General features: G+C 72.0%; 25 protein-coding genes and 2 pseudogenes. 14 read left to right on the top strand and 13 right to left on the bottom strand.

Annotation, left to right across the window (positions count from 1 at the left end; genetic code table 11):
• The first annotated feature begins 24 nt into the window (after positions 1 to 24).
• The 3 genes from KBX50_RS14095 (at position 25) to KBX50_RS14085 (ending at position 2,324) form a co-directional block, all read left to right on the top strand.
• Positions 25 to 744 (top strand): ABC transporter permease, encoded by a 720-nt coding sequence (locus tag KBX50_RS14095; RefSeq protein WP_210937486.1) that lies wholly within the window; start codon positions 25 to 27, stop codon positions 742 to 744.
• A 97-nt stretch (positions 745 to 841) separates the two neighbouring features.
• On the top strand, positions 842 to 1,555 hold the full coding sequence (locus KBX50_RS33590) for a CPBP family intramembrane glutamic endopeptidase (protein WP_210937485.1): 714 nt from the start codon (positions 842 to 844) through the stop codon (positions 1,553 to 1,555).
• 67 nt (positions 1,556 to 1,622) lie between these two features.
• A complete protein-coding gene (locus KBX50_RS14085; protein ID WP_210937484.1) occupies positions 1,623 to 2,324 on the top strand; it encodes a GPP34 family phosphoprotein in 702 nt (233 codons plus the stop codon).
• 146 nt (positions 2,325 to 2,470) lie between these two features.
• Here KBX50_RS14085 and KBX50_RS14080 read toward each other — a convergent pair whose 3' ends face one another.
• Positions 2,471 to 3,088 (bottom strand): pyridoxamine 5'-phosphate oxidase family protein, encoded by a 618-nt coding sequence (locus KBX50_RS14080; protein WP_210937529.1) that lies wholly within the window; start codon positions 3,086 to 3,088, stop codon positions 2,471 to 2,473.
• A gap of 151 nt (positions 3,089 to 3,239) precedes the next feature.
• Here KBX50_RS14080 and KBX50_RS14075 point away from each other — a divergent pair, with 151 nt between their 5' ends.
• From KBX50_RS14075 to KBX50_RS14065, 3 genes are read left to right on the top strand one after another with little or no spacing between them, the layout of a single operon-like run.
• Positions 3,240 to 3,746 (top strand): DUF2231 domain-containing protein, encoded by a 507-nt coding sequence (locus KBX50_RS14075; protein WP_210937483.1) that lies wholly within the window; start codon positions 3,240 to 3,242, stop codon positions 3,744 to 3,746.
• On the top strand, positions 3,743 to 4,276 hold the full coding sequence (locus tag KBX50_RS14070) for an Hsp20/alpha crystallin family protein (RefSeq protein ID WP_210937482.1): 534 nt from the start codon (positions 3,743 to 3,745) through the stop codon (positions 4,274 to 4,276). The genes KBX50_RS14075 and KBX50_RS14070 overlap by 4 nt, the downstream gene beginning before the upstream one ends.
• An 8-nt stretch (positions 4,277 to 4,284) precedes the next feature.
• Positions 4,285 to 5,388: a glycosyltransferase family 9 protein gene (locus KBX50_RS14065; RefSeq protein ID WP_210937481.1), complete on the top strand. Its 1,104-nt coding sequence runs from the start codon at positions 4,285 to 4,287 to the stop codon at positions 5,386 to 5,388.
• A 14-nt stretch (positions 5,389 to 5,402) separates the two neighbouring features.
• On the opposite strand, the gene KBX50_RS14060 is transcribed toward KBX50_RS14065, so the two are convergent.
• Together KBX50_RS14060 and rfaE2 are read right to left on the bottom strand one after the other, a co-directional pair.
• The gene (locus KBX50_RS14060) at positions 5,403 to 6,269 is read right to left on the bottom strand and encodes a glycosyltransferase family 2 protein (RefSeq protein WP_210937480.1); all 867 of its coding nucleotides are present in this window, start codon (positions 6,267 to 6,269) and stop codon (positions 5,403 to 5,405) included.
• Entirely contained in the window at positions 6,266 to 8,158 is a 1,893-nt protein-coding gene (rfaE2, locus tag KBX50_RS14055) for a D-glycero-beta-D-manno-heptose 1-phosphate adenylyltransferase (RefSeq protein ID WP_210937479.1), read from the bottom strand. The genes KBX50_RS14060 and rfaE2 overlap by 4 nt, the downstream gene beginning before the upstream one ends.
• Before the next feature lie 146 nt (positions 8,159 to 8,304).
• Here rfaE2 and KBX50_RS14050 point away from each other — a divergent pair, with 146 nt between their 5' ends.
• Entirely contained in the window at positions 8,305 to 8,853 is a 549-nt protein-coding gene (locus KBX50_RS14050) for a type 1 glutamine amidotransferase domain-containing protein (RefSeq protein WP_210937478.1), read from the top strand.
• Between the two features lie 56 nt (positions 8,854 to 8,909).
• Here KBX50_RS14050 and KBX50_RS14045 read toward each other — a convergent pair whose 3' ends face one another.
• Complete coding sequence (locus tag KBX50_RS14045; protein ID WP_210937477.1) at positions 8,910 to 9,401, bottom strand: NUDIX domain-containing protein; 492 nt, start codon at positions 9,399 to 9,401, stop codon at positions 8,910 to 8,912.
• Between the two features lie 55 nt (positions 9,402 to 9,456).
• Here KBX50_RS14045 and KBX50_RS14040 point away from each other — a divergent pair.
• Positions 9,457 to 11,105: pseudogene (locus KBX50_RS14040) on the top strand (fatty acid--CoA ligase).
• A gap of 183 nt (positions 11,106 to 11,288) precedes the next feature.
• On the opposite strand, the gene KBX50_RS14035 reads toward KBX50_RS14040, so the two are convergent.
• From KBX50_RS14035 to KBX50_RS14015, 5 genes are all read right to left on the bottom strand, one after another.
• Positions 11,289 to 12,299, bottom strand: a complete 1,011-nt coding sequence (locus tag KBX50_RS14035) for an NADPH:quinone reductase (RefSeq protein WP_210937476.1) — start codon at positions 12,297 to 12,299, stop codon at positions 11,289 to 11,291.
• Positions 12,300 to 12,340: 41 nt separating this feature from the next.
• Positions 12,341 to 12,994, bottom strand: a complete 654-nt coding sequence (locus tag KBX50_RS14030; RefSeq protein WP_210937475.1) for an HAD family phosphatase — start codon at positions 12,992 to 12,994, stop codon at positions 12,341 to 12,343.
• An 87-nt stretch (positions 12,995 to 13,081) separates the two neighbouring features.
• Complete coding sequence (locus KBX50_RS14025; RefSeq protein WP_210937528.1) at positions 13,082 to 13,906, bottom strand: hypothetical protein; 825 nt, start codon at positions 13,904 to 13,906, stop codon at positions 13,082 to 13,084.
• Between the two features lie 178 nt (positions 13,907 to 14,084).
• A complete protein-coding gene (locus KBX50_RS14020; protein ID WP_210937474.1) occupies positions 14,085 to 14,720 on the bottom strand; it encodes an FKBP-type peptidyl-prolyl cis-trans isomerase in 636 nt (211 codons plus the stop codon).
• A 190-nt stretch (positions 14,721 to 14,910) separates the two neighbouring features.
• On the bottom strand, positions 14,911 to 15,918 hold the full coding sequence (locus KBX50_RS14015; protein ID WP_210937473.1) for a Ku protein: 1,008 nt from the start codon (positions 15,916 to 15,918) through the stop codon (positions 14,911 to 14,913).
• A gap of 85 nt (positions 15,919 to 16,003) precedes the next feature.
• Between KBX50_RS14015 and ligD (KBX50_RS14010) the strand changes: the two genes are divergently transcribed.
• A complete protein-coding gene (ligD, locus tag KBX50_RS14010) occupies positions 16,004 to 16,945 on the top strand; it encodes a non-homologous end-joining DNA ligase (protein WP_210937472.1) in 942 nt (313 codons plus the stop codon).
• Positions 16,935 to 17,846: a non-homologous end-joining DNA ligase gene (gene ligD, locus KBX50_RS14005; protein ID WP_210937471.1), complete on the top strand. Its 912-nt coding sequence runs from the start codon at positions 16,935 to 16,937 to the stop codon at positions 17,844 to 17,846. The genes ligD (KBX50_RS14010) and ligD (KBX50_RS14005) overlap by 11 nt, the downstream gene beginning before the upstream one ends.
• Before the next feature lie 15 nt (positions 17,847 to 17,861).
• Here ligD (KBX50_RS14005) and KBX50_RS14000 read toward each other — a convergent pair whose 3' ends face one another.
• Positions 17,862 to 18,884 (bottom strand): hypothetical protein, encoded by a 1,023-nt coding sequence (locus KBX50_RS14000; protein ID WP_210937470.1) that lies wholly within the window; start codon positions 18,882 to 18,884, stop codon positions 17,862 to 17,864.
• A gap of 116 nt (positions 18,885 to 19,000) precedes the next feature.
• Here KBX50_RS14000 and KBX50_RS13995 point away from each other — a divergent pair, with 116 nt between their 5' ends.
• Positions 19,001 to 19,753 carry a TIGR03089 family protein gene (locus KBX50_RS13995; protein WP_210937469.1) on the top strand — a complete coding sequence of 251 codons (753 nt, stop codon included), beginning with the start codon at positions 19,001 to 19,003 and terminating at the stop codon, positions 19,751 to 19,753.
• Between the two features lie 108 nt (positions 19,754 to 19,861).
• Here KBX50_RS13995 and KBX50_RS13990 read toward each other — a convergent pair whose 3' ends face one another.
• On the bottom strand, positions 19,862 to 21,541 hold the full coding sequence (locus KBX50_RS13990) for a DNA repair helicase XPB (RefSeq protein WP_210937468.1): 1,680 nt from the start codon (positions 21,539 to 21,541) through the stop codon (positions 19,862 to 19,864).
• A 480-nt stretch (positions 21,542 to 22,021) separates the two neighbouring features.
• Here KBX50_RS13990 and KBX50_RS13985 point away from each other — a divergent pair, with 480 nt between their 5' ends.
• The gene (locus KBX50_RS13985; RefSeq protein WP_210937467.1) at positions 22,022 to 22,261 is read left to right on the top strand and encodes a hypothetical protein; all 240 of its coding nucleotides are present in this window, start codon (positions 22,022 to 22,024) and stop codon (positions 22,259 to 22,261) included.
• A 3-nt stretch (positions 22,262 to 22,264) separates the two neighbouring features.
• On the opposite strand, the pseudogene KBX50_RS13980 reads toward KBX50_RS13985, so the two are convergent.
• A pseudogene (locus tag KBX50_RS13980) lies at positions 22,265 to 24,660 on the bottom strand (helicase-associated domain-containing protein).
• Positions 24,661 to 24,743: 83 nt separating this feature from the next.
• Here KBX50_RS13980 and KBX50_RS13975 point away from each other — a divergent pair.
• Positions 24,744 to 25,367, top strand: coding sequence for an HAD family hydrolase (locus tag KBX50_RS13975; protein ID WP_210937466.1), 624 nt, complete (start codon positions 24,744 to 24,746; stop codon positions 25,365 to 25,367).
• 28 nt (positions 25,368 to 25,395) lie between these two features.
• On the top strand, positions 25,396 to 25,782 hold the full coding sequence (locus tag KBX50_RS13970; protein ID WP_093404122.1) for a cold-shock protein: 387 nt from the start codon (positions 25,396 to 25,398) through the stop codon (positions 25,780 to 25,782).
• Here KBX50_RS13970 and KBX50_RS13965 read toward each other — a convergent pair.
• Positions 25,743 to 26,591 (bottom strand): 1,4-dihydroxy-6-naphthoate synthase, encoded by an 849-nt coding sequence (locus KBX50_RS13965; protein WP_210937465.1) that lies wholly within the window; start codon positions 26,589 to 26,591, stop codon positions 25,743 to 25,745. The genes KBX50_RS13970 and KBX50_RS13965 overlap by 40 nt on opposite strands.
• Positions 26,592 to 26,710: the final 119 nt, after the last annotated feature.

The following is a 26,710-nucleotide window of genomic DNA, read 5'->3' as shown; positions in this document are numbered from 1 at the left end:
CGTTCCCCGAGAGGAAACCTTCCCGTGTTCCCCATCGCCTTCAGTGAGCTGATCCAGCTCTTCCGGAACCGGCTGGTGCTGGTCACCAGCTTCATCATTCCGGTGGTCGTCTCCGGGTACTTCGTCCGTCAGTACGAAACCTTCGCCGCCCTCGGCAGTCTCGGCTACATCGCGGCGATCGTGCTGTTCACCGTGGCCGCGTTCGGGCTCTACGCCACGACCGTGACCACCCTGGCGTCCCGGCGGCAGAATCTCTTCCTCAAACGGTTGCGCTCCACGGCCATCGGGGACGCCGGCATTCTCGCCGGCCTGCTGCTGCCCGCCACCGTGGTCGCCGTGGTGCAGGTGGCTGCGATCCTGACCGCGCTGGCCATGGTTGCCGGCGGGCCGGCCAATATTCCCCTGCTGGTGGTGGCGATCGTCGCGACCGTGGCCATGCTGCTCGGTCTGGGGCTGGCCACCGCCGGCCTGACGAACTCACCCGAGCACGCCCAGGTCACCACCCTGCCGGTCACCCTCGGTGTGATCGGTGTGGCCAGCTGGGTGGGCATCAGCGGCACCGAGGACCTCGCCCTGCTCAAGCGGCTGCTGCCCGGTGGCTCCGCGACCGAGATGGTGATGAACGCCTGGAACGGTGGCGTCGCCGTGACCGACTCTCTGCTCCTGCTGGCTCCGACGCTGGGCTGGGTCGTCGTCGCCGTCGTGCTGGCCACCCGCCTCTTCAACTGGGAGCCCCGCCGTTGAGATGCCAAGCCCGCTGGAGCTGCCCTGGCGATTTCCCGACCGCCGATCCGACCAGGCCGCACACTGCCCCAGAAGGGCGTACGCCGAAGGAGTGACCGTGACCCCTCACACGATCGGTGACGGCAGGACTGGGCGCGTCGGTCGGAGGCGTCCGGCCTGGCCCGAGGTCATTGCCGGCGGACTCGCCTACGCGGCTTCGTTCGCTCTGGTGGCCGTGTTCCTGCCGCGCGTTGCCGACGATGCCGTGGCGGGCGTCGTGGGCCTCGTCGTCTCGGGCGCGATGGGGCTTGTCGCGTTCGCGGTCGCCGTGCTCATCCGTATTCGTGGGCTGTCGGCCTTCGGCGTCCGCCGTGCGACAGCACGTCAGCTGCTCGTCGCCGCCGCGCTCGGAATCGGCGCTTACGTGCTCGGCACGATGGCCGCGATCATCTACATGATCGTCAGCGGCGACGCGCAGAACGTCCAGACGAGCTACCAGGAGGCCGCCAACGCCGGCTGGCTGTCGCTCGCCCTCACCCTCGTCGCGGGGTCGGTCATCACACCGCTCGGCGAGGAGGCATTCTTCCGCGGCGTGCTCGCTAACGCCCTGTTCGCCCGATACCGGGCCTGGATCGCGGTGATCGCGAGCGCTGCGATCTTCGCTGTCGCGCACGGCATCAACCCGGTACTGCCCGCCGCGTTCGTCGTCGGCGTGCTTGCCGCCCTGATGTTCCGCTGGTCCGGCTCCATCTGGCCGGGCGTCGTGCTGCACGGCGTCAACAACGCCTCCGCGACGCTCGTCTCGATCATTGTCGCGACGGCGGCGGGATGACCAGACCATGGTCCGAACACCGAGGCCGTCCGCTGAACACCCAGCCGTCTCAAGAGAGGTCTGACCCATGACCCGGCAACCCGACAATTCCTCAGGCGCGCCCGCCGAGAGCGCACCGACTCTGGTGGAGGACCTCCTGCTCCTGCTGTTCCAGCCGAGGTCGGGCACCATCGCCGGAGAGAACACCCTCTTCTACGTCCTCGCCGGGGCCGTACTCGCGGATCTCGCCCTTGCCGACCGGGTGACCATGGCGGACCGACGCAAGGTGAAGATCGTCGAGGGACAGGCACCGTCGGATGAGCTGCTCCGGTCGGCGTGGGACTACATCTCCGAGAAACCCCGCGGCGTCCAGACGGTGCTCGCCGCGATCGGCCCGGAGCTGCGCAAGCCGGTGTTGGAGCGGCTCGTCGAACGCGGCGACATCACCCGGGAGGACCGGAAGATGCTCGGCCTGTTCCGTACGACCGCGCTGCGCGACGGTGGCACCGGACGCCGCGCGCGTCTGCTGGAGGAGGTGCGGCAGGTCCTCGTGAACGGCGCGGAACCGTCGGCCCGGGTAGCCGCGCTCGCGGCACTGCTGTCGGGCAGCGGAACTCTTCCCCAGTTCTACCGCGACATCCCGTGGACCACACCCGTGATCAACCGGGCCAAGGAACTGGAACAGGGCAACTGGGGCGCCGGTGCCGCAGCGGAAGCCGTGACCCGGACGATGACCGCGACCGTCGTCAACAGTGTCATCGTCACCACCACCGTGATCCCCCGCAGCTGACCCACCCGGGTAACCCAGCCTGCAACTTCGCGGATGTTGTCGTGTCCTGGTGGACCTCAGGCAGCAACATCACCGAAGTTGCGGGCCGGGGAGCCGGGCGGGCACGGGTGGGTGGCGGTGCGGGGGAGGGGGAAGAGGAGGGGCGGTCAGGTGTAGAGGTTGGCGGCGTACTGGGGGCCGTAGTGGCGTTCGAGGTCGGCGAGGGTGGCCGCCGGGGCCTCGACCTCCTTGATCAGGCGGGCCCGGCTGGGCAGCGGGTCCGCTGGCCAGGTCTCCGGTTGCCACAGCTGGGACCGGAGAAACGCCTTGGCACAGTGGTAGAAGATCTGCTCGATCTCGACCACCACGGCGAGCACCGGCCGGTGCCCCTTGACCACCATGGCGTCGAACCAGGGCGCGTCGCGGAGCAGCCGCGCCCGGCCGTTGATCCGCAGGGTGTCGGTGCGTCCTGGGATGAGGAAGATCAGGCCGACGTGCGGATTCGCCAGGATGTTGCGGTAGCCGTCGGCGCGCTTGTTGCCGGGACGCTCCGGAATAGCGATGGTCCGCTCGTCCAGCACGTGAGCGAAACCCGCCGGATCACCCTTGGGCGAGACGTCGCAGGTACCGTCCGCTCCGGCGGTGGCCACCAGACAGAACGGCGACGCGGCGAGCCACTGCCGGTCACGTTCGTGCAGCTCGGTGCGCTCCTTGGCGACTGCGCGGGGTGCCGGGGTGCCGAGCAGCTCGGTCAATTCGGCTGCGGATGTGATCTCCACCGTCACTGGGTGCCTCCCCATGGAGTTGACCGTGGTGGCGGCACCCGGGCGGGAAACCGCCACGGTCAGTCTAGTCACGCCCGCCCGTGAGGTTTGTCCCTCGGTGACCGGGGTACCGGTCCACTCAGCGCCCTCGGAGAGCAGTGGAGGCCCGGAGATGGAGAGTCGGCTCAAGATCCTGGGGCATCCCGTCCATCCGATGCTTGTGATGTTTCCGTTCGCCCTGCTGGTCACCGCCGTGCTCTTCGACATCATCGACACGGTCGGCGGGCCGGACTTCCTCGGCGAGGTGGCGTACTGGAACCTCACCGTCGGCCTGATCGGCGGCCTGCTGGCGGCGGCGGCCGGGACGTTCGACCTGCTGGCCATCCCTTCCGGTACCCGCGCCAAGCGGGTGGCGCTGACCCACGCCGCCGCGAACGTCGCGATGCTCCTGCTCTTCGCCGCCGTCTGGGTGGTACGGCTCAACGCCGACTCGCGGGGCGCGGGCGGGGCACTGATCGCCATCGAGGTGGTGGCGCTCGGCATCCTCGGGGTCGGCGGTTGGCTGGGCGGCGAACTCGTCGACCGGCTCGGGGTCGGGGTCGACCGGGAGGCCAGCCTGGACGCGCCGAGTTCCCTGCGGCCGGTGGCCGCCAGTCAACGGATGGGAGATGCGCGATGACCAGGCCGGGACGCGGCTGGCGGGGCGGTCAGCAGGGCTGGGACCCGATGGGCGAGTTGCAGTCGCTGCGGGCCGAGCTGAGCCGGCTGGTCGGTGGTCGACCGGGTCCGCCCGAGGTGGAGCTGGGCGAGACCAGCGCCGGCTGGGAGGTGGTCGTCCGGCTGCCCGGCGTCGCTCCGGAGGAGGTCGCGGTGGAACTTGACGACCGCGAGCTGTGCGTACGGGCGCGGACGGAGGCCGAGGTCAACGCCGACCATGGCATTCCCGGCGGGTTCGAGACCCGGGGCTTCGAGTACCGCGTGCAGCTTCCGTCGCGAGTGGACCCTGAGGCGATCGACGCGGTGATGGACCACGGTCTGTTGCGGGTACGGCTGCCCCGGGCGAACCGGCCCGCGCCGCGCACCATCACCGTCGGTCGTACCGGCCCACGTCCGGCCGGCGCGTCCGGCGGTGTGCCGAGCAGCGTCGACCCGGCGGCGGATCGGGAACTGCACCAGCCGGACGTCGCCACCGGCGATTCCGGTCGGTAGCGCGTCCCGTGGCCCGGGCCGTGCTGGAAGAGGCCGCCGACCGGGTGCCCGACGTGGCCCGGATCGCCGTGTTGCGCGCCAACGCGCTCGGTGACTTCATCTTCGTGCTACCCGCGCTGGAGGCGCTGCGGGCCGCGTACCCCCAAGCGGAGATCGTGTTGCTCGGCGCGCCCTGGCACGCGCAGCTGTGGCGGGACCGGCCTGGCCCGGTCGACCGGGTACTGGTGGTGCCGCCCGCGCCGGGGATCCGGACGGCGACCGACGGCGAGCCAGAGTCCAGCATGGTCGACTTCCTGGCCGCCGCCCGCGCGGAACGGTTCGACGTGGCGCTGCAACTGCACGGCGGCGGTGCCAACTCCAACCCGCTGGTGGCCGCGCTCGGTGCCCGCGTCACCGCCGGCCTGCGGGCCGAGGACGCGCCGCCGCTGGACCGCTGGCTGCGCTACGTCTACTACCAGCACGAGGTGATCCGCTATCTGGAGGCGGTGGCCCTGGTGGGTGCTCCGGCCACCACGGTCACCCCGGCGTTGGCGGTCACCGAAGCCGACCGGGCCGAGGCGCGGTCCGTGCTCGGCGAGCCGGAGCGTCCCCGGGTGGCGCTGCATCCCGGGGCCACCGACACCCGCCGACGCTGGCCCGCCGACCGTTTCGGGGAGGTCGCCCGGACGCTGCACACCGACGGGTACGAGGTGCTGGTCACCGGCACCCCGGCCGAGCGGGAGGTGGTCGACCGGGTGGTCGCCACCGCCGGTGTGCCGGTCCGGCCGCAGGTGGGCACGCTCAGTCTGAGTGGGCTGGCCGGCTGTTACCGCGGCTGCGAACTGGTGGTCTCCAACGACACCGGTCCGCTGCACCTGGCTGCCGCCGTCGGCACCCCCACCGTCGGCATCTTCTGGGTCGGCAACCTGATCACCACCGCTCCGGTGCTACGGGGCCGGCATCGGCCGATCACCTCGTGGACGGTGCACTGTCCGGTCTGCGGAGTGGACTGCACGCCCGGCATCTACCCGCACCGTCCGGGCGACGGCGACTGCCCGCACCGCGACTCCTTCGTCACCGACGTGCCGGTCCCCGAGGTGCTCGAAGCCGCCCGGGAGCTGCTGTTCCGCTGAAGACATCCGCTGGCTCAGGCGTCCGGGTCGGCGAGGACGACCTCCCACGCCTCCACGTCACGTTCGGTGACCGTGGTCGGTGACTCCAGGTGGTAGGCGCCGCTGGGCAGGACACCGGCGCCGCCGTGCCGGGCCAGCACGGCGAGCTGCGCGGCGACGTCCTCGCCCTGGTGCCGCACCGGCACCCGACGCCAGAAGTCGAAACCGCCGGCGTCGACCAGCTTGGTCCGGTCGTAGAGCACGCAACCGCCGACCCAGGACACCTGGTACGCCCGCCATTCGTCGTCGGCCAGCGCCAGCGACGCCGTCACGTGCAGCAGGTTCGCCGCCGAATGGATCTGCGCCCGGTCCCACTCGGGCGTGCCCGGGCGGACCCGCTCCGGCACTGGTCGTCCCGGCCACTCCCGGTAGTGCCGGTGCGTGTGCGGTCGGACGTCGTCCAGGTAGGACAGGCCGTGCACCCCGTTGCCGACGAAGCCGCAGCCCAGCTCGCCGATCGCGGTGACCAGCCGGCGCAGCGTTCCCGGTTCCAGCCAGACGTCGTCGTCGAGGAAGAGCACGTACCGGGCGATGGAGGTGGCGAGCAGGAAGTTGCGGTGTTCGGCGAGCCCACGCCGGGGTAGCCGCCGGGTCAGCAGCACCGGATGTCCCCGGTGACGCAGGGCCCGGACCATGGTGGCCGCCGCCGGATGGGCGTACCCGGGGTCGCCGTCGGACTGGTCGCTGACCACCACGCCGAATCCCGGCACCCCCTCCTGGGCGGCGAGCCCGGAGAGGGTGACGGCGAGTTCGGTGGGCCGGTTGCGGGTCGGGACGAGCACGTCGACCAGCCGGTCGACGCGGAACTGCGCGGGCGCGCCGGCGTCGAGGGGTCGGTTCACGGCGCCTTGCCGGTCAGTGGCGGCGCGTCCGCACCGGTGGTTCCGGTCGCTCCGGAGGTCTCCACCTCCTGAGCGGGCGCGGTCGGCCCGACCTCCGCCCCGGTCGCGCCCTCCTGGCCGTACCCGCGGATCCGGTCGATGATCGCCGAGGTGGAGCGGTCCGGCACGTACCCGAGAGTGCGTACCTGGCCGCCCAGCCGCTGCACCAGCGGGGCCTCCGGCACCAGCTCGGGCGGGTAGTCGCCGCCCTTGACGTAGACGTCCGGTCGGACCGCTTCGATGAGGGCGGCCGGCGAATCCTCCTCGAACACCACCACGTGGTCGACGCAGGTCAGCGCGGCGAGCAGGGCGGCCCGGTCCTCGATCGGGTTGACCGGTCGGTCCGCACCCTTCAACCGGCGCACGCTGCCGTCGGAGTTGACCGCCACCACCAGCAGGTCGCCGAGGGCGCGGGCCTGTTCCAGGTAGCGCACGTGCCCCCGGTGCAGCACGTCGAAGCAGCCGTTGGTGAAGACGATCGTGCGGCCGGCGCGCCGGTGCCCGGCCACGATCTCCGTCAGGTGCCCGGTGTCGACCAGCACCTGCCGACCGTCGGGTGTCGGCCGGCCCAGCGCGGCCAGCAGGTCCTCGCGGCGGCACACGCAGGTGCCGGTGCCGGCGACGGTGCTCGTCGCGGCGAGCTGGGCCAGTTGGGCGGCGGTGGACAGTGGAGCGTCGGCGGCCAGCGCGAGCGTCATCGCCGCCAGATACGCGTCACCGGCACCGACGGTGTGGCTGGCCGGCACGGGTGTGCTGTGGCTGCGGGCGGGTTCGCCGTCGATCCCGCCGACCACCGCGCCCTCGGTGTCCAGGGTCACCGCGACCACGGCCGCGCCGGTGTGGGCGCGCAGGTCGGCGAGGCGGGATTCGGCCAGGACGGCCCGGTCCACGCCGGCACCGATCTCGGCGTTCACGGTCACTCCGGTGCCGGTCACGCTGAGTCCGTCGCGGGTCATCGCCACCCGGCTCTCGCCCGGGGTGGGCTCCCCGGTGGGCCCGTCGGAACGCCGCATCCCGGCCTCACCCGGCGCCGTTCCCACGGTCAGCTCGGACGGGCCGTCGGCCGGGTCGACCTCGGGATGCTCCAGGTGCAGCTCGTGCCCACCGGTCGTCGCGGTGCCGGTCGGGTCAGCGGGGGCCGGGTTCGTGGTCGGCCCGACCATGCCCGCGCGGGCGAGCAGGCGGGTGGCCTCCGCGAAGCTCGGGGTCACCACGGTCGGGGCGAGGCCCCGCCAGTCGGCGAGGTCGTGCGCGTCGAGCGCGACCGTGGCGTACCGGTCCCGGTGCTCGACCAGCCAGGCGCGGACCGGCGCGGGCAGCGCGCCCAGGCCGTAGTCGCAGACCACCAGGGTCGGCTTCTCGCCTCCGCTGGCGGCCCGCAGTTCCGCACTCGCGCAGTCCAGGGCGGTGAGCAGGCAGTCCACCCCCACGTCGCTGAGCGGGTCGTCCGGGTCGCCGGAGTCCTCGCGCAGCAGAATCTGGTCGCCGGCCAGCATCCGACGCTTGACCGGGGTGGGCCGCCCGGGCTGGCTGACCGTACGGTCCCAGACGCCGGCCCGGTCGAGACAGTCGTGCAGCTCGTCGCCGGCCGCGTCGGCCCCGACGGGTGCCACCAGCACCGAGCGCCCGCCCAGCGTGGCGATGTTGACGGCGGTGTTGGCGGCGCCACCCGCCGCCGAGATGCGGCGGCGCAGGGTGAGGACCGGGGCGGGGGCTTCCCGGCACAACCGGTCGGAGTCGGCGAACCGCCACTCGTCGAGCATGGCGTCACCGATCACCAGGACCGGACGCCCGAGCCAGCTCTGCACGACGTCGGCGAGCCGGAGCTGTTCCGCTGCTGCTCGTGCCATGCCGGCGGTTCCCCTCCGGTCGGCGGGGTCAAACCTGCCGGCCAGGCACCCGCTGGCGGCGACGTGTGGTGGGCCACCTACCCGCCGCGTTTCGTGACGTCGGTGCCGGGAACGGATACGGACGAACCCCCGGAGAGGAGAACATCATGGCAGCGACGTTGCAGGGCAAGCGGGTCGCCTTCCTGGCCACCGACGGTGTGGAGGAGATCGAGTACGTCCAGCCGCGTCAGGCCGTCGAGCAGGCCGGCGCGACCGCCGAACTGGTGTCGATCAAGCCTGGGAAGATCACCTCCTTCGAGCACCTGGACCCCTCCACCACGTACGAGGTGGATGTGAGCGCGGCCGACGCGGATCCCGCCCGGTACGACGCGCTGGTGTTGCCCGGTGGGGTGGCCAACCCGGACTTCCTGCGTACCGATGCCGACGCCGTCCGGTTCGTGCGGTCGTTCTTCGACGCCGGCAAGCCGGTCGGGGTGATCTGCCACGGCCCGTGGACGCTGGTCGAGGCGGACGTGGTGCGGGGGCGTCGGCTGACCAGCTGGCCCAGCCTGCGTACCGACCTGGTCAATGCCGGCGCGGAGTGGGTAGACGAGCAGGTCGTGACCGACAACGGGCTGGTCAGCAGCCGTAAGCCCGACGACCTGCCGGCCTTCTGCGCCAAGATCGTCGAGGAGTTCGCCGAGGGCCGGCACTGATCGGCCGGACCGGAGCCCGCTTCGGCGGCCCTGCCCTGACGGGCGGGGCCGCCGGGTCATTTCAGGATCAGGCGGTTGGTCTGCTCGAAGACGTCCAGGTCGGCCAGGGTCTCCAGGACGCTGACCGAGAGCGGCTGGGGCATCGCCTCGCGGTGGAAGAAGCCCGCGTCGATGGTCTCGTCGGTGACCCGGGCCAGCCGGCCGTCCCACTCCTCGACCCGGAACGCGGTGGTGAAGATCTGATAGGTGTGGCCGTACATGTTGGTGTGGGTGCGGTCCGGGCCGGTGTAGAGGGCGAAGGCGCTGACCCGGAGGGCCCGCAGCCCGGTCTCCTCGCGTACCTCCCGCACGGCGCAGTCCGCGATCGACTCGCCCAGCTCCATCGCGCCGGCCGGCAGTGCCCACTGTCCGTTGTCGGAGCGGCGGATCAGCAGGATGCGGGCCGAGTTGTCGCGCACCACGGCTCGCGCCCCGACGAACATCAGCGTCCGGTCGCCGGCCAGGGCGCGCAGCTGCCCGACGTACGAATCAGCCCAGGAGATGCTCACCCGGACAATTTACGGGGGTTCCCAACGTGTGACCGGCGACACTAACTTGTTACCCATGCGTAGCACGATGATGGACGCCCCTCTTCAGGTCTCCCGGATCCTCGAACACGGCGCCACCGTGCACGGCGCGGCCGAGGTGGTGACGTGGACCGGCGCCGAGCCACGGCGCAGCACGTACGCCGACGTCGGGCGGGACGCCGCCCGGCTCGCGCACGCGCTGCGGGCGGAGTGCGGGGTGACCGGCGACGAGCGGGTCGCCACCTTCATGTGGAACAACACCGAGCACCTGGTGGCGTACTTCGCCGTGCCCAGCATGGGTGCGGTGCTGCACACGCTGAACATCCGGCTCTTTCCCGACCAGGTCACCTACATCGCCAACCACGCCGAGGACCGGTGGTGCTTGTCGACTCGACGCTGATCCCGCTGCTGGCGAAGTCCCTCGGTGGCATGACCAGCGTGCGGCACGTGGTGGTGGTCGGTGGCGGCGATCCCGCTCCGTTGCTGGCGGCGGCGGGCGACCGGATCGCCGTACACCACTGGGACGCGCTGCTGGCCGACCGCCCGGAGGCGTACGACTGGCCCGAGGTGGACGAACGCGATGCCGCCGCCCTCTGCTACACCTCCGGCACCACCGGCAACCCCAAGGGGGTGGCCTACTCGCACCGCTCGATCTACCTGCACTCGTTGCAGATCTGCATGCCGGAGGGGTTCGGGCTCGGACCGACCGACCGGGAGCTGGCCATCGTGCCGATGTTCCACGCGATGTCGTGGGGGCTGCCGTTCGCGGCCTTCCTCTCCGGCGCGTCGCTGGTGATGCCGGACCGTTTCCTCCAGGCCGCGCCGATCGCCGAGATGATCGCTGCGGAGCGGCCGACCCTGGCCGGTGCGGTGCCGACCATCTGGACCGACCTGCTGGCCTACCTGGACAGCCACGACGTCGACACCGCCTCGCTCAAGGAGGTGATCGTCGGTGGTTCGGCCTGCCCGCCGTCGCTGATGCACGCGTTCGACGAGCGGCACGGCGTCGACGTGATCCACGCCTGGGGGATGACCGAGATGTCGCCGCTGGGCTCGGTGTCGCGCCCGCCGGCGGGGGCGAGCGGCGACGACGCCTGGCGGTACCGGTACACGCAGGGCCGGGTGCCGGCCGGGGTACGGGCCCGCATCGTGGGTCCGTCCGGGGAGCCGCTGCCCGCGGACGGGACCTCCGTCGGTGAGCTGGAGGTCCGTGGGCCGTGGATCACCGCCCGGTACGTCGGGGACGACGCGCCGGACCCGGAGAAGTTCCGCGACGGGTGGCTGCGTACCGGTGACGTGGGCACGCTGTCGGCGGACGGCTACATCACCCTCACCGACCGGGCCAAGGACGTGATCAAGTCCGGCGGCGAGTGGATCTCCTCGGTGGAGCTGGAGAACGCGCTGATGGCCCACCCAGCGGTGCTGGAGGCCTGCGTGGTGGGCGTACCGGACCAGCGGTGGGATGAGCGGCCGTTGGCCACGGTGGTGCTCCGGGAGGGTGCCTCGGCGACCCCGGAGGAGTTGCGCGACTTCCTGGCCGGGTCGGTGGCGCGCTGGCAGTTGCCGGAGCGGTGGGCGTTCATCGAGGCGGTGCCGAAGACCAGCGTCGGCAAGTTCGACAAGAAGGTGGTGCGCTCCCGGTACGCCGACGGCGACCTGAATGTGCGGGAACTGGCCACGCCGTAACGTTTTTCGGCGCATCATCGCCATTGGGAGTAGTGGCCTGCACAGACCTCTCTCCGGTGGGCGGCCCCGGCGTTCGCACCGCGCCGGGGCCGCCCGTTCCTTGCGGGGCGACCCGCAAGGCCAGTATTGCGAGACTTGTTCGCCTCTGTCCTGCGGACGGCGAAAACTCCCAGGTAGGACCGCTTATTCGCGGGCGCTGAGCAGCACCTTGCCGACCACCGAGTCCTCCACCGCCTGATGGGCGGCGGCGGTCGCCGACAGCGGATAGGAGTGCAACGGCAGGCCCGCGTCCTCGCCGACCCGGATCCCGCCCTGCGCGGCGGCCGCCGCGACATCCACCACCGCCTGCGCCTTGGCCGCCTTCGGCATCGTGTAGACCAGCACGAACTGCCAGCGGGCGTTCGGCGCCATCAGCGGTCGGACCGGCAACGTCACCTCGTCACCGCCGTCGTCGGCGTACACGCAGACCACGCCACCGGGGCGCAGCAACCGTACGTCGGTGGCCGCGTTCCGCGCGGGCGAGACCTCCACGATGGCGTGCACCCCGTCGGGCGCGAGCTTGTGGACCTCCTCCACCACGTCCTGCTCCCGGTAGTTGACCACTGCCGAGGCACCGGCCGCCGCCGCCAGTTGAGCCTTCTCGGCACTGCTCACCGTGGCGATCACGCAGGCGTCGGCCCAGGCCGCCAGCTGGATCGCCGCGTTGCCCACGGCACCGGCCCCGCCCTGCACCAGCACCGTGTGATCGCTGAGCGCACCGGGGCGCAGGCTGTCCGGCAGATACTCTCCGGCGGTCAGGCACCGGTGCGCCGTCAGGAAGGGAATGCCCAGGCAGGCACCCAGTTCGAAGGAGGCGTCGCCCAGGCGTACCGCCTGGCGGACCGGGACCAGGGTGTACTCGGCGGCGGTCCCCCAGGGCCGCTGCCAGGCGGCCTCCCAGACCCACACCCGCTCGCCGATCAGTGCCTGGTCGACCCCCTCGCCGACCGCCTCGACCACCCCGGCGCCGTCCTGGCCGGGCGTCTGCCAGCCGGCCGGCAACGGGCCCTGCCGGCGCGACTTCCAGTCCGTCGGATTCACCCCGGACACCGCGACCCGCACCAGCACCTCGCCCGGACCGGGATCCGGCACCGGCCGGTCGACCAGCTGGAGCACGGAGGGATCACCGGTGCGCTCGTACACCATCGCCTTCATGCCACCGACCGTAGGCGGGCCGGGGACCGTCCGGTGCCGGTTCAGCCCAGCCGGTCGACGACCTCCGGAGTCAACTCGTCGATCGACTCCAACACCGTCACGGCCAGCCGCCGAGCGTCCGGATCCAGCGGGTACGCCCCGTGCGGCACCGCCACCACCGCCATGCCGGCGGCAGCCGCCGAACGGACCCCGTTGGAGGAATCCTCCACCGCCACGCAGCGCGTCGGGTCGAGGCCGAGCCGCCGGGCCACGCTCAGGTAGACGTCCGGTGCCGGCTTGCCGCGCTCGGTCTCCTCGGTGGACAGGGTGCTGCGGAACGCGTCGGTCAGGTCGGTGGCGGCCAGCGCCGCGGCGATCAGCCGGGTCGGTGACGAACTGGCCAGCCCCAGGGGCCACCGCGCGGCCATCCGGCGGACCACGTCGACCGCGCCGTCGATCACCGGCACCCGGGCCGCGTACCGGCGGGCCATCTCCTCCACCACCTCGGCGGCGACCTGGTCGGCGGTACGTCGCACCCCCAACTCGTCGCTGAGGTACCGGGCCCACTCGCCGGTGCTCATCCCCATCAGCCGACGCTGGGTGTCGTCCTGCCAGCTGCCGCCGTGCTCGGCGACGTACGCCCGCCGAACCTCCTCCCACACCGGCTCGGAATCGACGATCACGCCGTCAAGGTCGAAAACCACCCCATCCACCATCACACCCCCATCCTCCCCCACCCAGCACCGCGTCGATCAAGAAGTTTGCGTCGGGGATTTCGCAGCAGCCAGACGTAAACCTCTTGGTCAACTCGACAGGGGCGGGAGGCCGATGGGGCTGTCCGGCGGGATGACCGTGTGGGCGGCGCGGGCGATGGGGTCGAGCAGTTCGCGTAGGCGATGGGACCGCTCAGGGCCGAGGGCCTGCCAGGGGCGGGCGGCGGCGAGATCGGTGGCGTCCTCGATCGCCTGGAAGGCCGCCCGCCCGCGCTCGGTCGGCTTGCCGTCGGAGTCCAGCCAGCCACGGCCGGTGAGCCGCTCGCGCGCCTGCGACCAGTCCTGCTCCGACCAGCCCCGGCCGAGCAGATTGGCCGGGGGCATGTCGACCGCGACCCGCCAGGCCAGCGTCTCCACCGGGTCGAGATCGGCGGCGACCAGCGCCGCCACGTGCCCGTCGCCGCGATGCTCGCGCAGCGTGGTGGCGGCCTGCCAGAGCCGAGCCAGCGGGTACTCACCACGGGGCAGGGCGGCATTCGCCGCGCCGAGCACCCGGCCGGCCGTGCCGAGCCCGTCGGTGGCGGCCTCAAGCAGGCCGGCGGCCTCTACCAGGTGTCGCTCGGGCAACTCGTAGGTCAACTCGGCGAGCGCCTGCACCGCCCCGGTCAGCCGGGCACGCAGCGCCTGGTCCGGCGAGGCCAGCTGCCACACCGCCGGCAGCGCCCGGCTCACCATGTGCGGCGCGAAGTTGTAGAAGGCGGCGATCACCGGTGCCGGACCGGTCGGCCCGAGCGGGGCGGCGCGACCGGCGAAGTAACCCCGCCAGTAGCCGCGGAGTCCGGCTGCGCCGTAGGCAGCACGGGCGCGTGGGTGGAAATAGGTGACGGCGTGCACCGGCTCGTAATGCGTCCACATCAACCGGGCGGTCCGCCCGTCGGCGTCCACTGCCGTCACGTGCACCTCCGTGTCGCTTCGACCAGCGTCCCGGGCGAACTGCCCGGGACGCTGCCGAACCTACTGCCGGTCGGTGACCGTTCGGAAGCCATCTGTGGTCAACGGCATCGATGTTCTGTCGGACGACCCGACTCGGAGCTCACTGGGCGGCGAGCACGTCCACCACGAAGCGCAGCGGGCCCGCCGGGCGACCGCCCCCACCGTCGCCGTACGCGTCCTCGGCCGGGATGTCGAGCTGCACCCGGCTGCCCACGGTCACGCCCACCAGGCCCTTGTCCCAGCCCGGGATGACCTGCCCGACGCCGATCGGGAAGGTGGCGGGCTCGCCCCGCTCCCAGGAGGAGTCGAACTCCTCGCCGCTCTCGTAGAAGACGCCGACGTAATTGGTGGTGATCGACTGGCCGGCCTGCACCTTCGGCCCGGTGCCCTCGATCAGCGGGGTGACGGTCAGCTTGGTCAGCTCACCCTCCCCGGCGGTGACGGTCGGCTTGCTGCCCAGGGCCGGGTCCGCGCCCTCCGGCAGCTGCGGCGCGGGTGGCGCCCCCGGCTCGTTCGTCGCCTCCGCCGGGGCGGAGGGAGTGCCAGCGGCCTGCTCGGGCGCGTCGTCACCACCGCGCTGGCCGACGATCACGAACACGGTGATCAGCACCGCCACGACGGCGATCCCGGCGAACGCACCGGCCCAGGCCTGCCGGCGGCGCTTCGCCTCGGCTGCCTTCTGAGCCGCCAACTGCTCGGCCAGCCGCCGCCGCGCCTTGGTCTCCTGCTCGCTCACGTCCTCGACTCCCTGCTGAGAGGTGTGGGGTGGGTCCGGCCACGGGCAGCCGTCGCCGACACACGGTACCTGGTGTCTGACGCACTTCCGACCATCGATGGCCCACGTCCGCAGGCACGGCTGTGCCGATCATGGAGTCCAGGTCGTCCCGCAACCGCCCAAAGGGGCATTCGGGCGACCAGGAGCGCAGTCAGGCGGATTTGCGCGGAGTGGTCTTCTTGGCGGTTTTGGTGGCCTTCTTCTCCGCGGTCTTCTTTGCGGGCTGGGCCTTCTTGGCGGTGGTCTTCTTCTCGGCGGTCTTCTTCGCGGGTGCCTTTTTGGCCGGCGCCTTGGTGGCCTTCTTCTCCGCCGCCTTCTTCTGCGCCGAGCGGGCCGACGAGATCGGGGTCGGTTCGGCGCCCCCGCCGGCCGGCGCCTCGCCACGAGCCGCCTTGGCCCGCTCCACGGACGCCTTCAACGCGGCCATCAGGTCGACAGCGGCGGCGGGAGCCTCCTCCACCTCCTCCGGCTGGACCACCTCGCGGCCCTCCACCTTCGCGTCGATGACCTCCTGCAACGCCGCCCGGTAGTCGTCGTTGAACTCGTCCGGGTGAAAGTCCCCGGCCATCGAGTCGATCAGCGACGTGGCCATCGCCAACTCCGGTGGCCGGATCTTGAGGTCCTCGTCGAGGAAACCGAAGTCCGGCTTACGGATCTCGTCGGGCCAGAGCATCGTGTTCAGCAGCAGCACACCCTCACGGACCCGCAGGGTGGCCAACTGCTCCCGCTGACGCAGCGCCACCTTGACGATCGCCACCCGCTCCGAGTCGGTCAACGCGTCCCGCAGCAGCAGGTACGGCTTGGTCGCGGTGCCCTCCGGCTCCAGGAAGTACGCCTTGTTGTAGAGGATCGGATCGACCTGCTCGGCCGGCACGAACTCCAGCACGTCGATCGCGTGGGAGGTGCTCAGCGGCAGGTCGGCGAAGTCCTCGTCGGTGAGGATGACCATCTCCCCGCCGCCGATGTCGTAGCCCTTGGCGATGTCGTCGTAGCTGACCTCTTCGCCGCAGACCTGGCAGGTCCGCTTGTACCGAATCCGTCCGCCGTCGGCCCGGTGCACCTGGTGGAACCGAATGTCCTTCTCCTCCGTCGCGGAATACAGCTTGACCGCGATCGAGACCAGGCCGAACGACACGGCTCCCTTCCAGATGGCTCGCATGCTGCGCTCCCTTCCCCGGTATCGACCATGCTCGCATCACAGGGAACCGGACGCGAGGTGTTCGGCCGGCTACTACAGTCGTCCTGTGTCCGGCGCGCCGCTCAAGCCGATGCTCGCGATGACCGGGCAGCTTCCGACCGGTCCCGACTGGGTGTACGAGTTCAAGTGGGACGGGGTACGCGCCCTGGCCGACATCGCCGCCGGACGGCAACGCCTGTACGCGCGTTCCGGTGTGGAGATCACCACCGCCTACCCCGAGTTGATTCCGCTCAGCGAGCAGGCCGACGACGTCCTGCTCGACGGCGAGGTGGTCCTGTTCGACCAGGCCGGGCGGCCCTCGTTCACCGCCCTGGCCGAGCGGATGCACGTGCGTAACGCCGCCAAGGCGGCCCGGCTGGCGGCAACCGTACCGGTCACGTACATGATCTTCGACGTGTTGCGGCTGGACGGTCAGGACCTCACCGGCTGGCCGTACGCCCGGCGGCGGGAAGCCCTCGACGGCCTGGCGCTGGGCGCGGCGCGGTGGGCCGTCCCCCCGGTCTTCTCCGACGGCCCGGCCACCTACGAGGCGGCCGGCGAGCACGGCCTCGAAGGGGTGATGGCCAAGCGGGTCGAGTCGGCCTACCGGCCCGGGGTGCGTTCGCCGGACTGGGTGAAGGTCAAGCTGGAGGTGACCGGCGACTTCGTGGTCGGCGGCTGGCGGCCCGGCGCGCGGCGGATCGGTGGCCTGTTGGTCGGGGTCCCCGGCGCGGACGGCCGACTCGTGTACCGGGGCCGGGTCGGCGGGGGGATCGGTGCCGCTCTCGAACGGGAACTGCTGCGCGAGTTGGAGCCGTTGCGCACCACCGCCTCGCCGTTCAGCGGCGACGTCCCCCGCGAGGATGCCCGGGGCGCGATCTGGGTAACTCCCCGGGTCGTGGTGGAGGTGAAGTACGGCCAGCGCACCCCGGACGGGCGGCTGCGGTTCCCCCGAATCCTGCGGATCCGTCCGGACAAACCGGCCGAGGAGGTCGACGATGCCAGCTGACCGGTTCCCGGTCGACGTGCAGGGCCGCACGTTGGAGCTGTCCAACCTGGACAAGGTCCTCTATCCGACGGCCGGCTTCACCAAGGGCGAGGTGATCGACTACTACACCCGGATCGCCCCGGTGCTGCTGCCGCACCTGGCCGACCGGGCGCTTACCCGCATCCGCTACCCGAACGGGGTGACCGGCGGCTCGTTCTTCGAGAAGAACGCCCCGGCCGCCACCCCATCCTGGGTACGCGTCGAGACGCTGCCGGCGCCGGGCTCCACCAAGGGTCGGGAGACCATCGACTACGTCGTCGCCGACGACCTGCCCACCCTGGTCTGGCTGGCCAACCTCGCCGCCCTGGAACTGCACACCCCGCAGTGGAAGGTCGGCGCGCACCCGGACCTGATGGTGGTCGACCTGGACCCGGGCGCCCCGGCCGCGCTCAAGCAGTGCTGCCAGGTCGCCCTGTCGCTGCGCGACCGGTTGGCCGCCGACGGCCTGACCGTCTACCCGAAGACCTCCGGCAAGAAAGGCATGCAGCTCTGCTGCCCGATTTCCGGCACCCAGCCCGCCGACGACGTGTCGGCCTACGCGCGGCGCATCGCCCAGGAACTCGAACGCGACCAGCCGAAACTGGTGGTCTCGAAGATGGCGAAGAACCTGCGACCGGGCAAGGTCTTCATCGACTGGAGCCAGAACAACGCGGCGAAGACCACGGTGGCCCCGTACTCGCTGCGCGCCCAGCCCGTCCCGTCGGTGTCGACGCCGCTGACCTGGGACGAGGTCTCCGCCGGTGCGGCGGGCCGACGCCCGGCCACCAAGCCCTACACCGCTGGCGAGGTGCTGGACCGGGTCGAGAAGCACGGCGACCTGCTCGCCCCACTGCTCGACGGCGGCCCCGAACTTCCGGGCTAGTGCGGTGTCGGCTGGTCACCCCTCGTGCCGCCGCAGCCGCGCGTACGCTCCGGCGAGCATGGCGGTTGCGAGCAGGCTGACGATCACGTCGCTGATCAGCGCCTGGGTGGGTGACGCCGGTGAGTACGGCGGCACCAGGTAGGCCAGCACGGCCGCCCCGACCAGCGCCCCGGCGGCACTGGCCAGCACGTGCCGCTGACCCCACCCGGCGCGTCCCGCCCAGCGAACCAGCAGCCCCACCAGCGCGGCGACGACGATCACCGACACGGCGACGCCGACCCAGCCGGAGAGCATGCTGACCCCCAGGTAGACGATCAGCACCAGCAGTCCGGGACGGGTCGGCCGGGGCGCGGCGGCCGGATCCGGAAGTGGTCGCCGCCGCCAGCGGGGCAGCGCCGCCACCACGACCAGAGCGAGGACCACCGACGTCGCCCCGATGAGCTGACCGGGGCTGGCCAGGAACCCCTTGCGTCCACTGTCGTCGGCGAAGACGAGCAGGCTGCCCAGCAGGTAGAGGACGGTCACGGCGACCAGGCCGGGCGCGCCCAGCCACGGCCGCAGCCGGCGGGCCGGGGAGAGGTACGACTCGACGATGGCGATCGGCGCGCAGATGGTCAACGCCACATGGTTACCGAGGAAGCTGATCGCCTCCTGCGCGCTGATGCCCAGCACCGGAACGCGGGTGCGGTCGGCCGCGCTCAGCTCGGCGAACTCGGTGTCGGCCAGATAGTCGGGGTTGAACAGCGACTGGTCCACCAGACCCGCCTGAACCACCCCGAACCCCGCCGCCAGCAGCACGATCATCGGCCAGCCACCGCCCGTGCGCCGGGCCGCCTCCCGGATGAGCACCGCCGCGCCCCCGTACATCGGTGCCAGGACGATCACCACGCCGAGCATGTCGGTGCCGGCGAAGCCGCCCCACGAGCATTCGGCGGCCCAGGGAGCGAGGAACAGCAGCGCCACGACCGGTACGAGTCGCCGCAGCATCGGCAGCCGGACGCCGTCGAGAGCCGTGCGCTCTTCGCCGTGAGTAGTCATGACGCTGACTCTCCCCGTGCCGCGGTACCCCGCACCAATGCCATCAGTCATGTCTTCACCGGCCCGGCCGGAGGGTCGGCCTCGACAGGCCCGAGCGGCAGGAGTAGGACGTACGTATGCGCGCTGCCCTTCCCGTACCGTCCGCCGCCGGTCTCGCTGACCGGGACGGGCCACTGCTCAGCCACCTCGATCACCGGACCGGTGCGCGTCACGCCATGACCGCCGCTGAGCTGGGCGAATGGTCGGCGCGGGCCGCCGGCCTGCTGCGGGACGGCTGCGGCCTGATCCCCGGCAGTCGGGTGGCGGTGCTGCTGCCACCGCACTGGCGTACCGCCGCCGTGCTGTTGGGGGCCTGGGCGGTGGGGCTTGAGGTGTCGTTCCGGCCGCGTGCCACCGCCGGGCTGCCGGTGCTGGAGCCGGGCGGCGACCGGCCGTACGACGCGGTCCTGGTCACCCCGGAGCGCCTGGACGACTGGCTGGAGGACGTACCGGACGGGCTGCACCGCTACCTCGTCGGCACCGGCCGGCAGCCGTTGGTCGACGTACCGGTCGGCTGGCTCGACTGGTCCGTGGAAGTGCTGCGGCACGGCGTCGCCCCGACCGATCGGCCCGTGCTGCACGCGAACGACGCGGCCAGCCCGGACGGCACCAGCTACGCCGAGTGGGGTTCGATCGCCAGGGCGGTGGCCGAGCAGCTCGACCTGCGGGCCGGTGACCGGCTGCTGGTCGACGTCGCCGAGCACGACCAGCCGCTGAAGTGGCTGCTCGCCCCGCTGGCGGCCGGTGCCTCGGTGCTGCTCTGCGCCAACCTGGACCCGGCGGATCGGGACACGGTCATCGTCGCCGAGCAGGTGACCCGCGTGCTCTGAGGACGCCAGGGTTGAACCAGTGCAGCACCATCCCTGCTGTTGCTGTGTCGGCTTCGAGCTGAGGCAGCAACAACAGGGATGGTGTGCGGATCTTGCCGGCGACCCGGATCAGTCGACGGTGGGCAGGGGTGGGCCGAGGACGTCGTCGGCGTCGACGATGGTGTACGCGTACCCCTGCTCGGCGAGGAAGCGCTGCCGGTGGGCGGCGTACTCGGTGTCGATGGTGTCCCGGGAGACCACGGAGTAGAAGTGCGCCTGCCGGCCGTCGGCCTTGGGGCGCAGCACCCGCCCCAACCGTTGCGCCTCCTCCTGCCGGGAGCCGAACGTGCCGGACACCTGGATCGCCACCGCGGCCTCGGGCAGGTCGATGGAGAAGTTCCCCACCTTGGAGATGACCAGCGTACGGATCTCCCCGGTGCGGAACGCGTCGAAGAGACGCTCGCGCTCCTTGTTCGTGGTCGAGCCCTGCACGATCGGGGCGTCGAGATATTCGCCCAGCTGGTGCAGCTGGTCGATGTACGCCCCGATGACAAGCGTCTGCTCGCCCGGATGCCGGTCGAGCAGGGCGCGTACCACCGGCAGCTTGGTGCGGGCGGTGGCCGCCATCCGGTAGCGCTCCTCCGCCTCCGCCGTCGCGTACGCCATCCGCTCGGCGTCGGTCAGGGTGACTCGGACCTCGACACACTCGGCGGGGGCGATCCAGCCCTGCGACTCGATGTCCTTCCAGGGCGCGTCGTACCGCTTCGGGCCGATCAGGCTGAACACGTCGCCCTCCCGGCCGTCCTCGCGTACCAGGGTGGCGGTCAGGCCCAGCCGGCGGCGGGCCTGGAGGTCCGCGGTGAAGCGGAAGATCGGCGCGGGCAGCAGGTGCACCTCGTCGTAGACGACCAGGCCCCAGTCCCGGGCACCGAACAGGTCCAAATGGGTGAAGGCGCCGCCGCGCCGCGAGGTGAGCACCTGGTACGTGGCGATGGTGACCGGGCGGATCTCCTTGCGCTCGCCCGAGTACTCGCCGATCTCCTCCTCGGTCAGCGAGGTGCGGGCGATCAGCTCCCGCTTCCACTGCCGGCCAGCCACCGTGTTGGTGACCAGGATCAGCGTGGTGGCCTTCGCCTCCGCCATCGCCGCCGCACCCACAAGCGTCTTACCGGCGCCGCAGGGCAGCACCACCACACCCGACCCGCCGGCCCAGAACGCCTCGACCGCCTCCCGCTGGTACGACCGCAGCGTCCACGCCTTGCCACCGTCCTTGCCGGCCTCGGCCAGCTCGATCGGGTGCGCCTCACCGTCGACGTACCCGGCGAGGTCCTCCGCCGGCCAGCCGAGCTTGAGCAGGGCCTGCTTGAGCCGCCCCCGCTCGGAGGGGTGCACCGCGATGGTGTCGTCGTCGATGCGGTTGCCGAGCATCCCGGCGAGCTTCTTGCTCTTGGCCACCTCGACCAGGACCACCCGGTCCAGAGCGCGCAGGACGAGGCCGTGCGCCGGATCGTTGGCGAGCTGGAGCCGCCCGTACCGGTCCATCGTCTCGGCGACGTCCACCAGCAGCGCGTGTGGCACCGGGTAGCGCGAATATTTGATCAGCGCGTCCACCACGCCCTCGGCGTCGTGGCCGGCGGCGCGGGCGTTCCACAACCCGAGCGGCGTCAACCGGTACGTGTGCACGTGCTCGGGCGAACGTTCCAACTCGGCGAAGGGTGCGATGGCCATCCGGCAGGACTGTGCGTCGGGATGGTCGATCTCCAGCAGGAGGGTTTTGTCCGACTGCACGATAAGTGGTCCACCACTCACGCCGAATCCTCTCGTCCGTACGGCTGATCCGGCCGCCGGAGCAGGTGGCTGACCTGCCATCGGGCGACCATCCAGTGTTGCACGTACGGGCGGGCGGCGAGAAAGTGCTCATCCTGCGCAACCCTGCCGGTGCCCCGGTGCGTCTAGCAGTAGGGGACGAGTTGTCGAGGTCGGCGGCCCGATGGGTCGCGAAACGGGCCACCGTACGCCCTCGCGGTCGTCATGCCGGTCGGTGCCGGTGCGCAGCGCGTTCGATCCACGGCCGGACGGGCCAGGAAGCGGGGGCCGTTCCCGTCGCAGTGGAAGCCAACGGGGGCGAGCGGCGCGCCCGGGGCCGTACCGGCGCCCCACCCCACCGTTTCGCCGCCGGCTACCGCTCGGGTCCGGACAGAGCCGGATCGGTACCCGATGGTGCTGGCCGACAGCCGTCAAGGGTGACACCCTTGACGTTCGAGGGCCGGACCGTACGGGGGAGGGCAGATGACCGTTGACCAGGAAGTTGTCCCCGATCGCGAGCAGGCAGAGTCGTCCGAACCCGTCTCCACCGCCACCGTCGTCGCGTACGCGATCGTCGGTGTCGTCCTGTTCGGCTGGTTCCTGTTCGGTTGGCTGGTGCTCCAGCAGGGCTTCGTCGACTCGGTCGGCGAGGCGGCCGGCACCGGGTTCACCCTGCTCTTGATCGTGGCGATCGTCGGGTCGGTGCGGCGCAGTCGCCGCTGAACCTCATTTCTCCAGCACCGCCGCGGTGATCCGGTGCAGGGCGAAGGTGTGCAGCATCTCGGTGCGCTCGTCCTCGGCACGCAGGTAGCCCGCGCCGAGCGACACGGGCCGCACCAGCCGGGACGCGGTTGCCCCGTGTGCGTCGACGTAGCCGACCCAGACCAGCGCCTTGTCGCGTACCGCCTGCTGAAGCACGGCGAGGGCGTCGTGGTGACTGTGCGTGGGAGCCGGCCCGTCCGGTGCCGCGCCGCGCACCACCGCCGGAGCCCGTCGGGCCGCCCGCGCCACCGCGTCACCCCGCCGGATCTGCTCCACCACGCCGAGCAGGCGCGGCAGTGGCAGGCGTGGGGTGGCGAGCGGGTCGAGCGCCCGGGTCGCCACCGACACCCTGGCCGGTGCCCGTCGGGTCTTCGGTCGGGTGAGCACCGTCGACCCGGTGGCATCCTCGGCCACCGGGGCGTAGCCGGCCTCCCGGAGCACGCTGAGCAGCCGGCCGCCCTGGTACGGGGTAACCAGCACGGTCGGCGCGAGGCGGCGTAGCGCCAACGCCTCCACCCGCCGGTCGGCCAGCACCTCGGCCAGCAGCGCCTCGTCGTCGCTGCGCAGGTACGCCCCGGCGGAGCCGATGCGCAGCCCGCCGTGCTTGCGGGCCACGTCGTCGACCAGGTACGTCAATCCCTGCGGCACCGGCGTGCGGGACCGGCGACGGAACAGGTCGTGCAGGTCGTCCGCGGAGTAGCCGGCATCCAGCGCCCGCCGCACACTGCCGGTGGTGATCCGGTGCACGCTCGCCCCACCTGCCGACTCCGGCTCGGCGACCATCTCAAGCTCGGCGGCGAGCGCCGGCTCCGGCGGCCCGGGCACCACCACGCTCAGGTCTGCCTGGACGAGGAAGTGGTCCACCGGAGCGGGCAGCAGCGTGTCCAGGACCCGGATCGCGCTGCCACCGTCCTCGGCGTCGGCCCGCAGCCCCAGCGGGTCGGCCGTGGTGTCGTCCTCGCTCGCCGTCGCCTCGGCCAGCAGCAGCCGCCCGTACGAGGTGAGCGCCCCCAGCCCGGTCACGCCCAGCGTGGCCGCCTCGGCCAGGACCTCCCGATGCGCGTTCTCCCGGCCACGGCTGCGTCGGGGCGCCCGCCAGTCCAACAGCGCCAGCACCTCCTCGGCACTGGGCGCGGCCGCCGGTTCCAGATCCGCGAGTACGCCGAGTACCGCCCGCCGGGCGGCCGGGGCACCGGCCCGTTCCGCCTCCGCCGACAACACCGTGATCGGCCGGTCCCGGTCGTCGCGCTGGCCGACCAGACCGACCTGTCGGGTCATGGTCAGCCAGGCCCGGGCCAGTTGTTCCCAGCGCTGAGCCAGCGAACCGGCCCGCCACATCTCGTACCCGGCGGTGGGTAGCACCTGCTGGTCGGCGCCGTACCGACCGGCGGCACCGGGCAACTCCGTCTCACCGGTCAGCCCGGCCGCGTACGCCACCTCCAGCAGCAGTGCGGCGGTCGACTCGTCCGACCCGGTGGCCCGCGCCAACCGGCGCAGGTCACGTACCCCGATGCCGCCGGACCGCAGCACCGGCGCCGGTTCGGCGGCCAACTGCTCCAGCAGCGCCTCGGTGTGGCGTACCACCTCCATGGTCTGCCCGGCCCCGGCGGAGTCGGCAGCCTTCGGCTCGCGTGGCGTCGCGGCCACCTGGGGTGGACTGCTGCTCAACGGGCCCAGCGGACCGGTCTCGCGGCGCAGCAGCAGCCCGATCTCCCGGGGCAGCTCGACCATGCCGGTGGTGCCACCCTTGCCGCCGGAGACCCGCACCAGCAGCCGGTGGTCGACCAGCCAGCGCACCGGTGACCCGGTCGGCGCCCCGCCGTTCGTGTCGTCCGGCGGCAGGTCGTCGTCCGCGCCGACCGCCGGTGCCTGCAACGCCCCAGGCGGCACGCTGCCGACCGGTGGGCCGGCGGCCAGCCGGTCCAGGATCGCCCGGGCCGACGGCGGCGCGGACAGCAGCGTCCGCCGCAGCTTCGCCGGGTCCGCGCAGAGCGCGGCCGTGCGTGGGTCCAGCTCCGTCGCCGGCCGGCCGAGCCCCGCAGGGTACGGAGAGATCTCGTCGATGCCACCGACGAGGTGCAGGGCGCTGTCGGGGCCGTACAGCAGGAACCTTGCCCGCCGTCGACCGAGGTGGTGCCGTCGGCCGGGTCACGGGTCAACCGGGCCGCGTCCATGATCTGGAGCGTGAACTGGTCCAGCCCGTCGAGCGCGCGCGACACCGAGACGCGGGACTGTGCCCGGATGGCGAGGGCGGCCACGTCGGCGGGGACCGGTACGACGAGGTCGGGCCGGAGCTGAAGAAGCGCGGCGAGGGACTCGTCGGGCAGCGACCGCAGGTGGTCGGCGAGTGAGGTGCTCATCGTCGTTCCACGCTAGCCCGGTCGGGGCCACTCCCGCCCATCGGACGACCCGGCCGGTCCGGCTGGCCGGGTAGCTTTCCAGGATGCCCTCGTTGACCGTTGGCTTCGACCTCGACATGACCCTCGTCGACTCGCGTCCCGGTATCGCCGCGACCTATCGCGCGTTGACGGAGCGGACGGGCGTACCCGTCGACGCCGACGCCGCCGTGTCCCGGCTCGGCCCGCCGCTACGTACCGAGATCGCCCACTGGTTCCCGCCGGAGCAGGTCGAGGGGGCGGTGACCATCTTCCGCGAGCTGTATCCGGCGTACGCGATCACGCCGACCGTGCCGCTGCCCGGCGCGGCGGCGGCCCTCGCCGCGGTCCGCGACCGGGGCGGCCGGGTGCTGGTGGTCACGTCCAAGATCGGGCGGCTGGCCCGGCTGCACCTGGACCATCTGGGGCTGGTCGTGGACGAGTTGGCCGGTGATCTGTTCGCTGAGGAGAAGGCGACCGCATTGCGGGCGCACGGGGCGACCCACTACGTCGGCGACCACGTGGCGGACATGGTGGCCGCCGCAGCGGCCGGGGTGCCCGGGATCGCGGTGGCCACGGGCCCGTGTACCCCCGACGAGCTGCGTGCCGCCGGGGCGGCGGCGGTGCTGGCGGATCTCACCGGATTCCCAGCGGCGCTCGACGGGATGATCCGGCTAGCCTTGAGGCAGTAGACGGTTCAAGCGAAGCAGAGGTTCTCAGGTGCCTACGGGTCGAGTGAAGTGGTACGACGCGGCCAAGGGATACGGGTTCGTCACCAGTGACGAGGGTGGCGACGTGTTCCTGCCGAAGGGCGCGCTACCGGCGGGTGTCACCGATCTCAAGGGCGGCCAGCGGGTCGACTTCAGCGTGGTGGACAGCCGGCGGGGTGCGCAGGCGATGGGGGTGAAGCTGCTGGACGCGCCGCCGTCCGTGGCGGAGCTGCGCCGACGTCCCGCCGAGGAGTTGCACGGCCTGGTCGAAGACATGATCAAGGTGCTGGAGGCGAAGGTTCAGCCCGACCTTCGTCGGGGCCGCTTCCCGGACCGTAGGACCGCGCAGAAGATCGCTCAGCTGGTCCACGCGGTCGCCCGCGAGCTGGAGGTCTGAGGCACGAGCCCGGCGTCGGCGGCCCGGCCGAGCAGCGCCTCGACGGCAGCGAAACCCGCCTCACCCAGGTCTGCGGTGAACTCGTTGACGTAGAGGCCGATGTGCTGGTCCACCACGTCGGGCTCCATCTCCTGGGCATGCGCGAGCACGTACCCCCGGCTGGCCGCCGGATCGGCCCAGGCCCGCTGGACGGAGTCCCGGATCCAGCCGGCGGCCTGCTGCGGGTCGACCACGCCCCGCCGGGCCAGGATGGCGCCGAGCGGGATCGGCAGCCCGGTGTCCGACTCCCACCACTCGCCCAGGTCGACCAGGGCGGTGAGGCCGTGTCGGGGGTAGGTGAACCGGGCCTCGTGGATCACCAGTCCGGCGTCGTACCGCCCGGCGGCCACGCCGGGCATGATCTCGTGGAACGGCACCACCTCGATGCGTCGCGGCGTCCGTCCGGCCGCCCAGAGCCGGAACAGCAGGTACGCCGTGGTCCGGTCACCCGGCACCGCGACGGTGGCACCAGTGAGGTCGTCGCGCTCCGGCCGGCCGCCGTGGTCGGTGCGGGTGAGCACCAGCGGGCCACATCCCCGGCCCAACGCACCCCCACAGGGCAGCAGGTGGTAGTCCTCCAGTAGCCACGGCAGCGCCGCGTAACTCACCTTCACCAGGTCGAACGCGCCCCGCTCGGCGGCCGTGTTGGTGACGTCCACGTCGGCGTACGTCACCTCGACCGGCGGCGCGCCGGGCACCTGTCCGTGCACCAGCGCGTGGAAAACGAACGTGTCGTTGGGGCAGGGCGAGATCGCCAGCGAGAGCGCCACACCCCCACCGTAACCCCGCCGACCCGACCCGCTGCCAGCGCGGCAGCGCCCCCAACCCAAGATCCGGGCATCTTCCCGGATCTTGCTGCCTGAACTCGGCCAGAATCAGCAACATCGCC

Origin of the sequence: Micromonospora sp. C51, assembly GCF_018070435.1 — a bacterium.
GTDB lineage: Bacteria > Actinomycetota > Actinomycetes > Mycobacteriales > Micromonosporaceae > Micromonospora > Micromonospora sediminimaris.
This window is presented reverse-complemented; position numbering and strand designations above follow the sequence as displayed.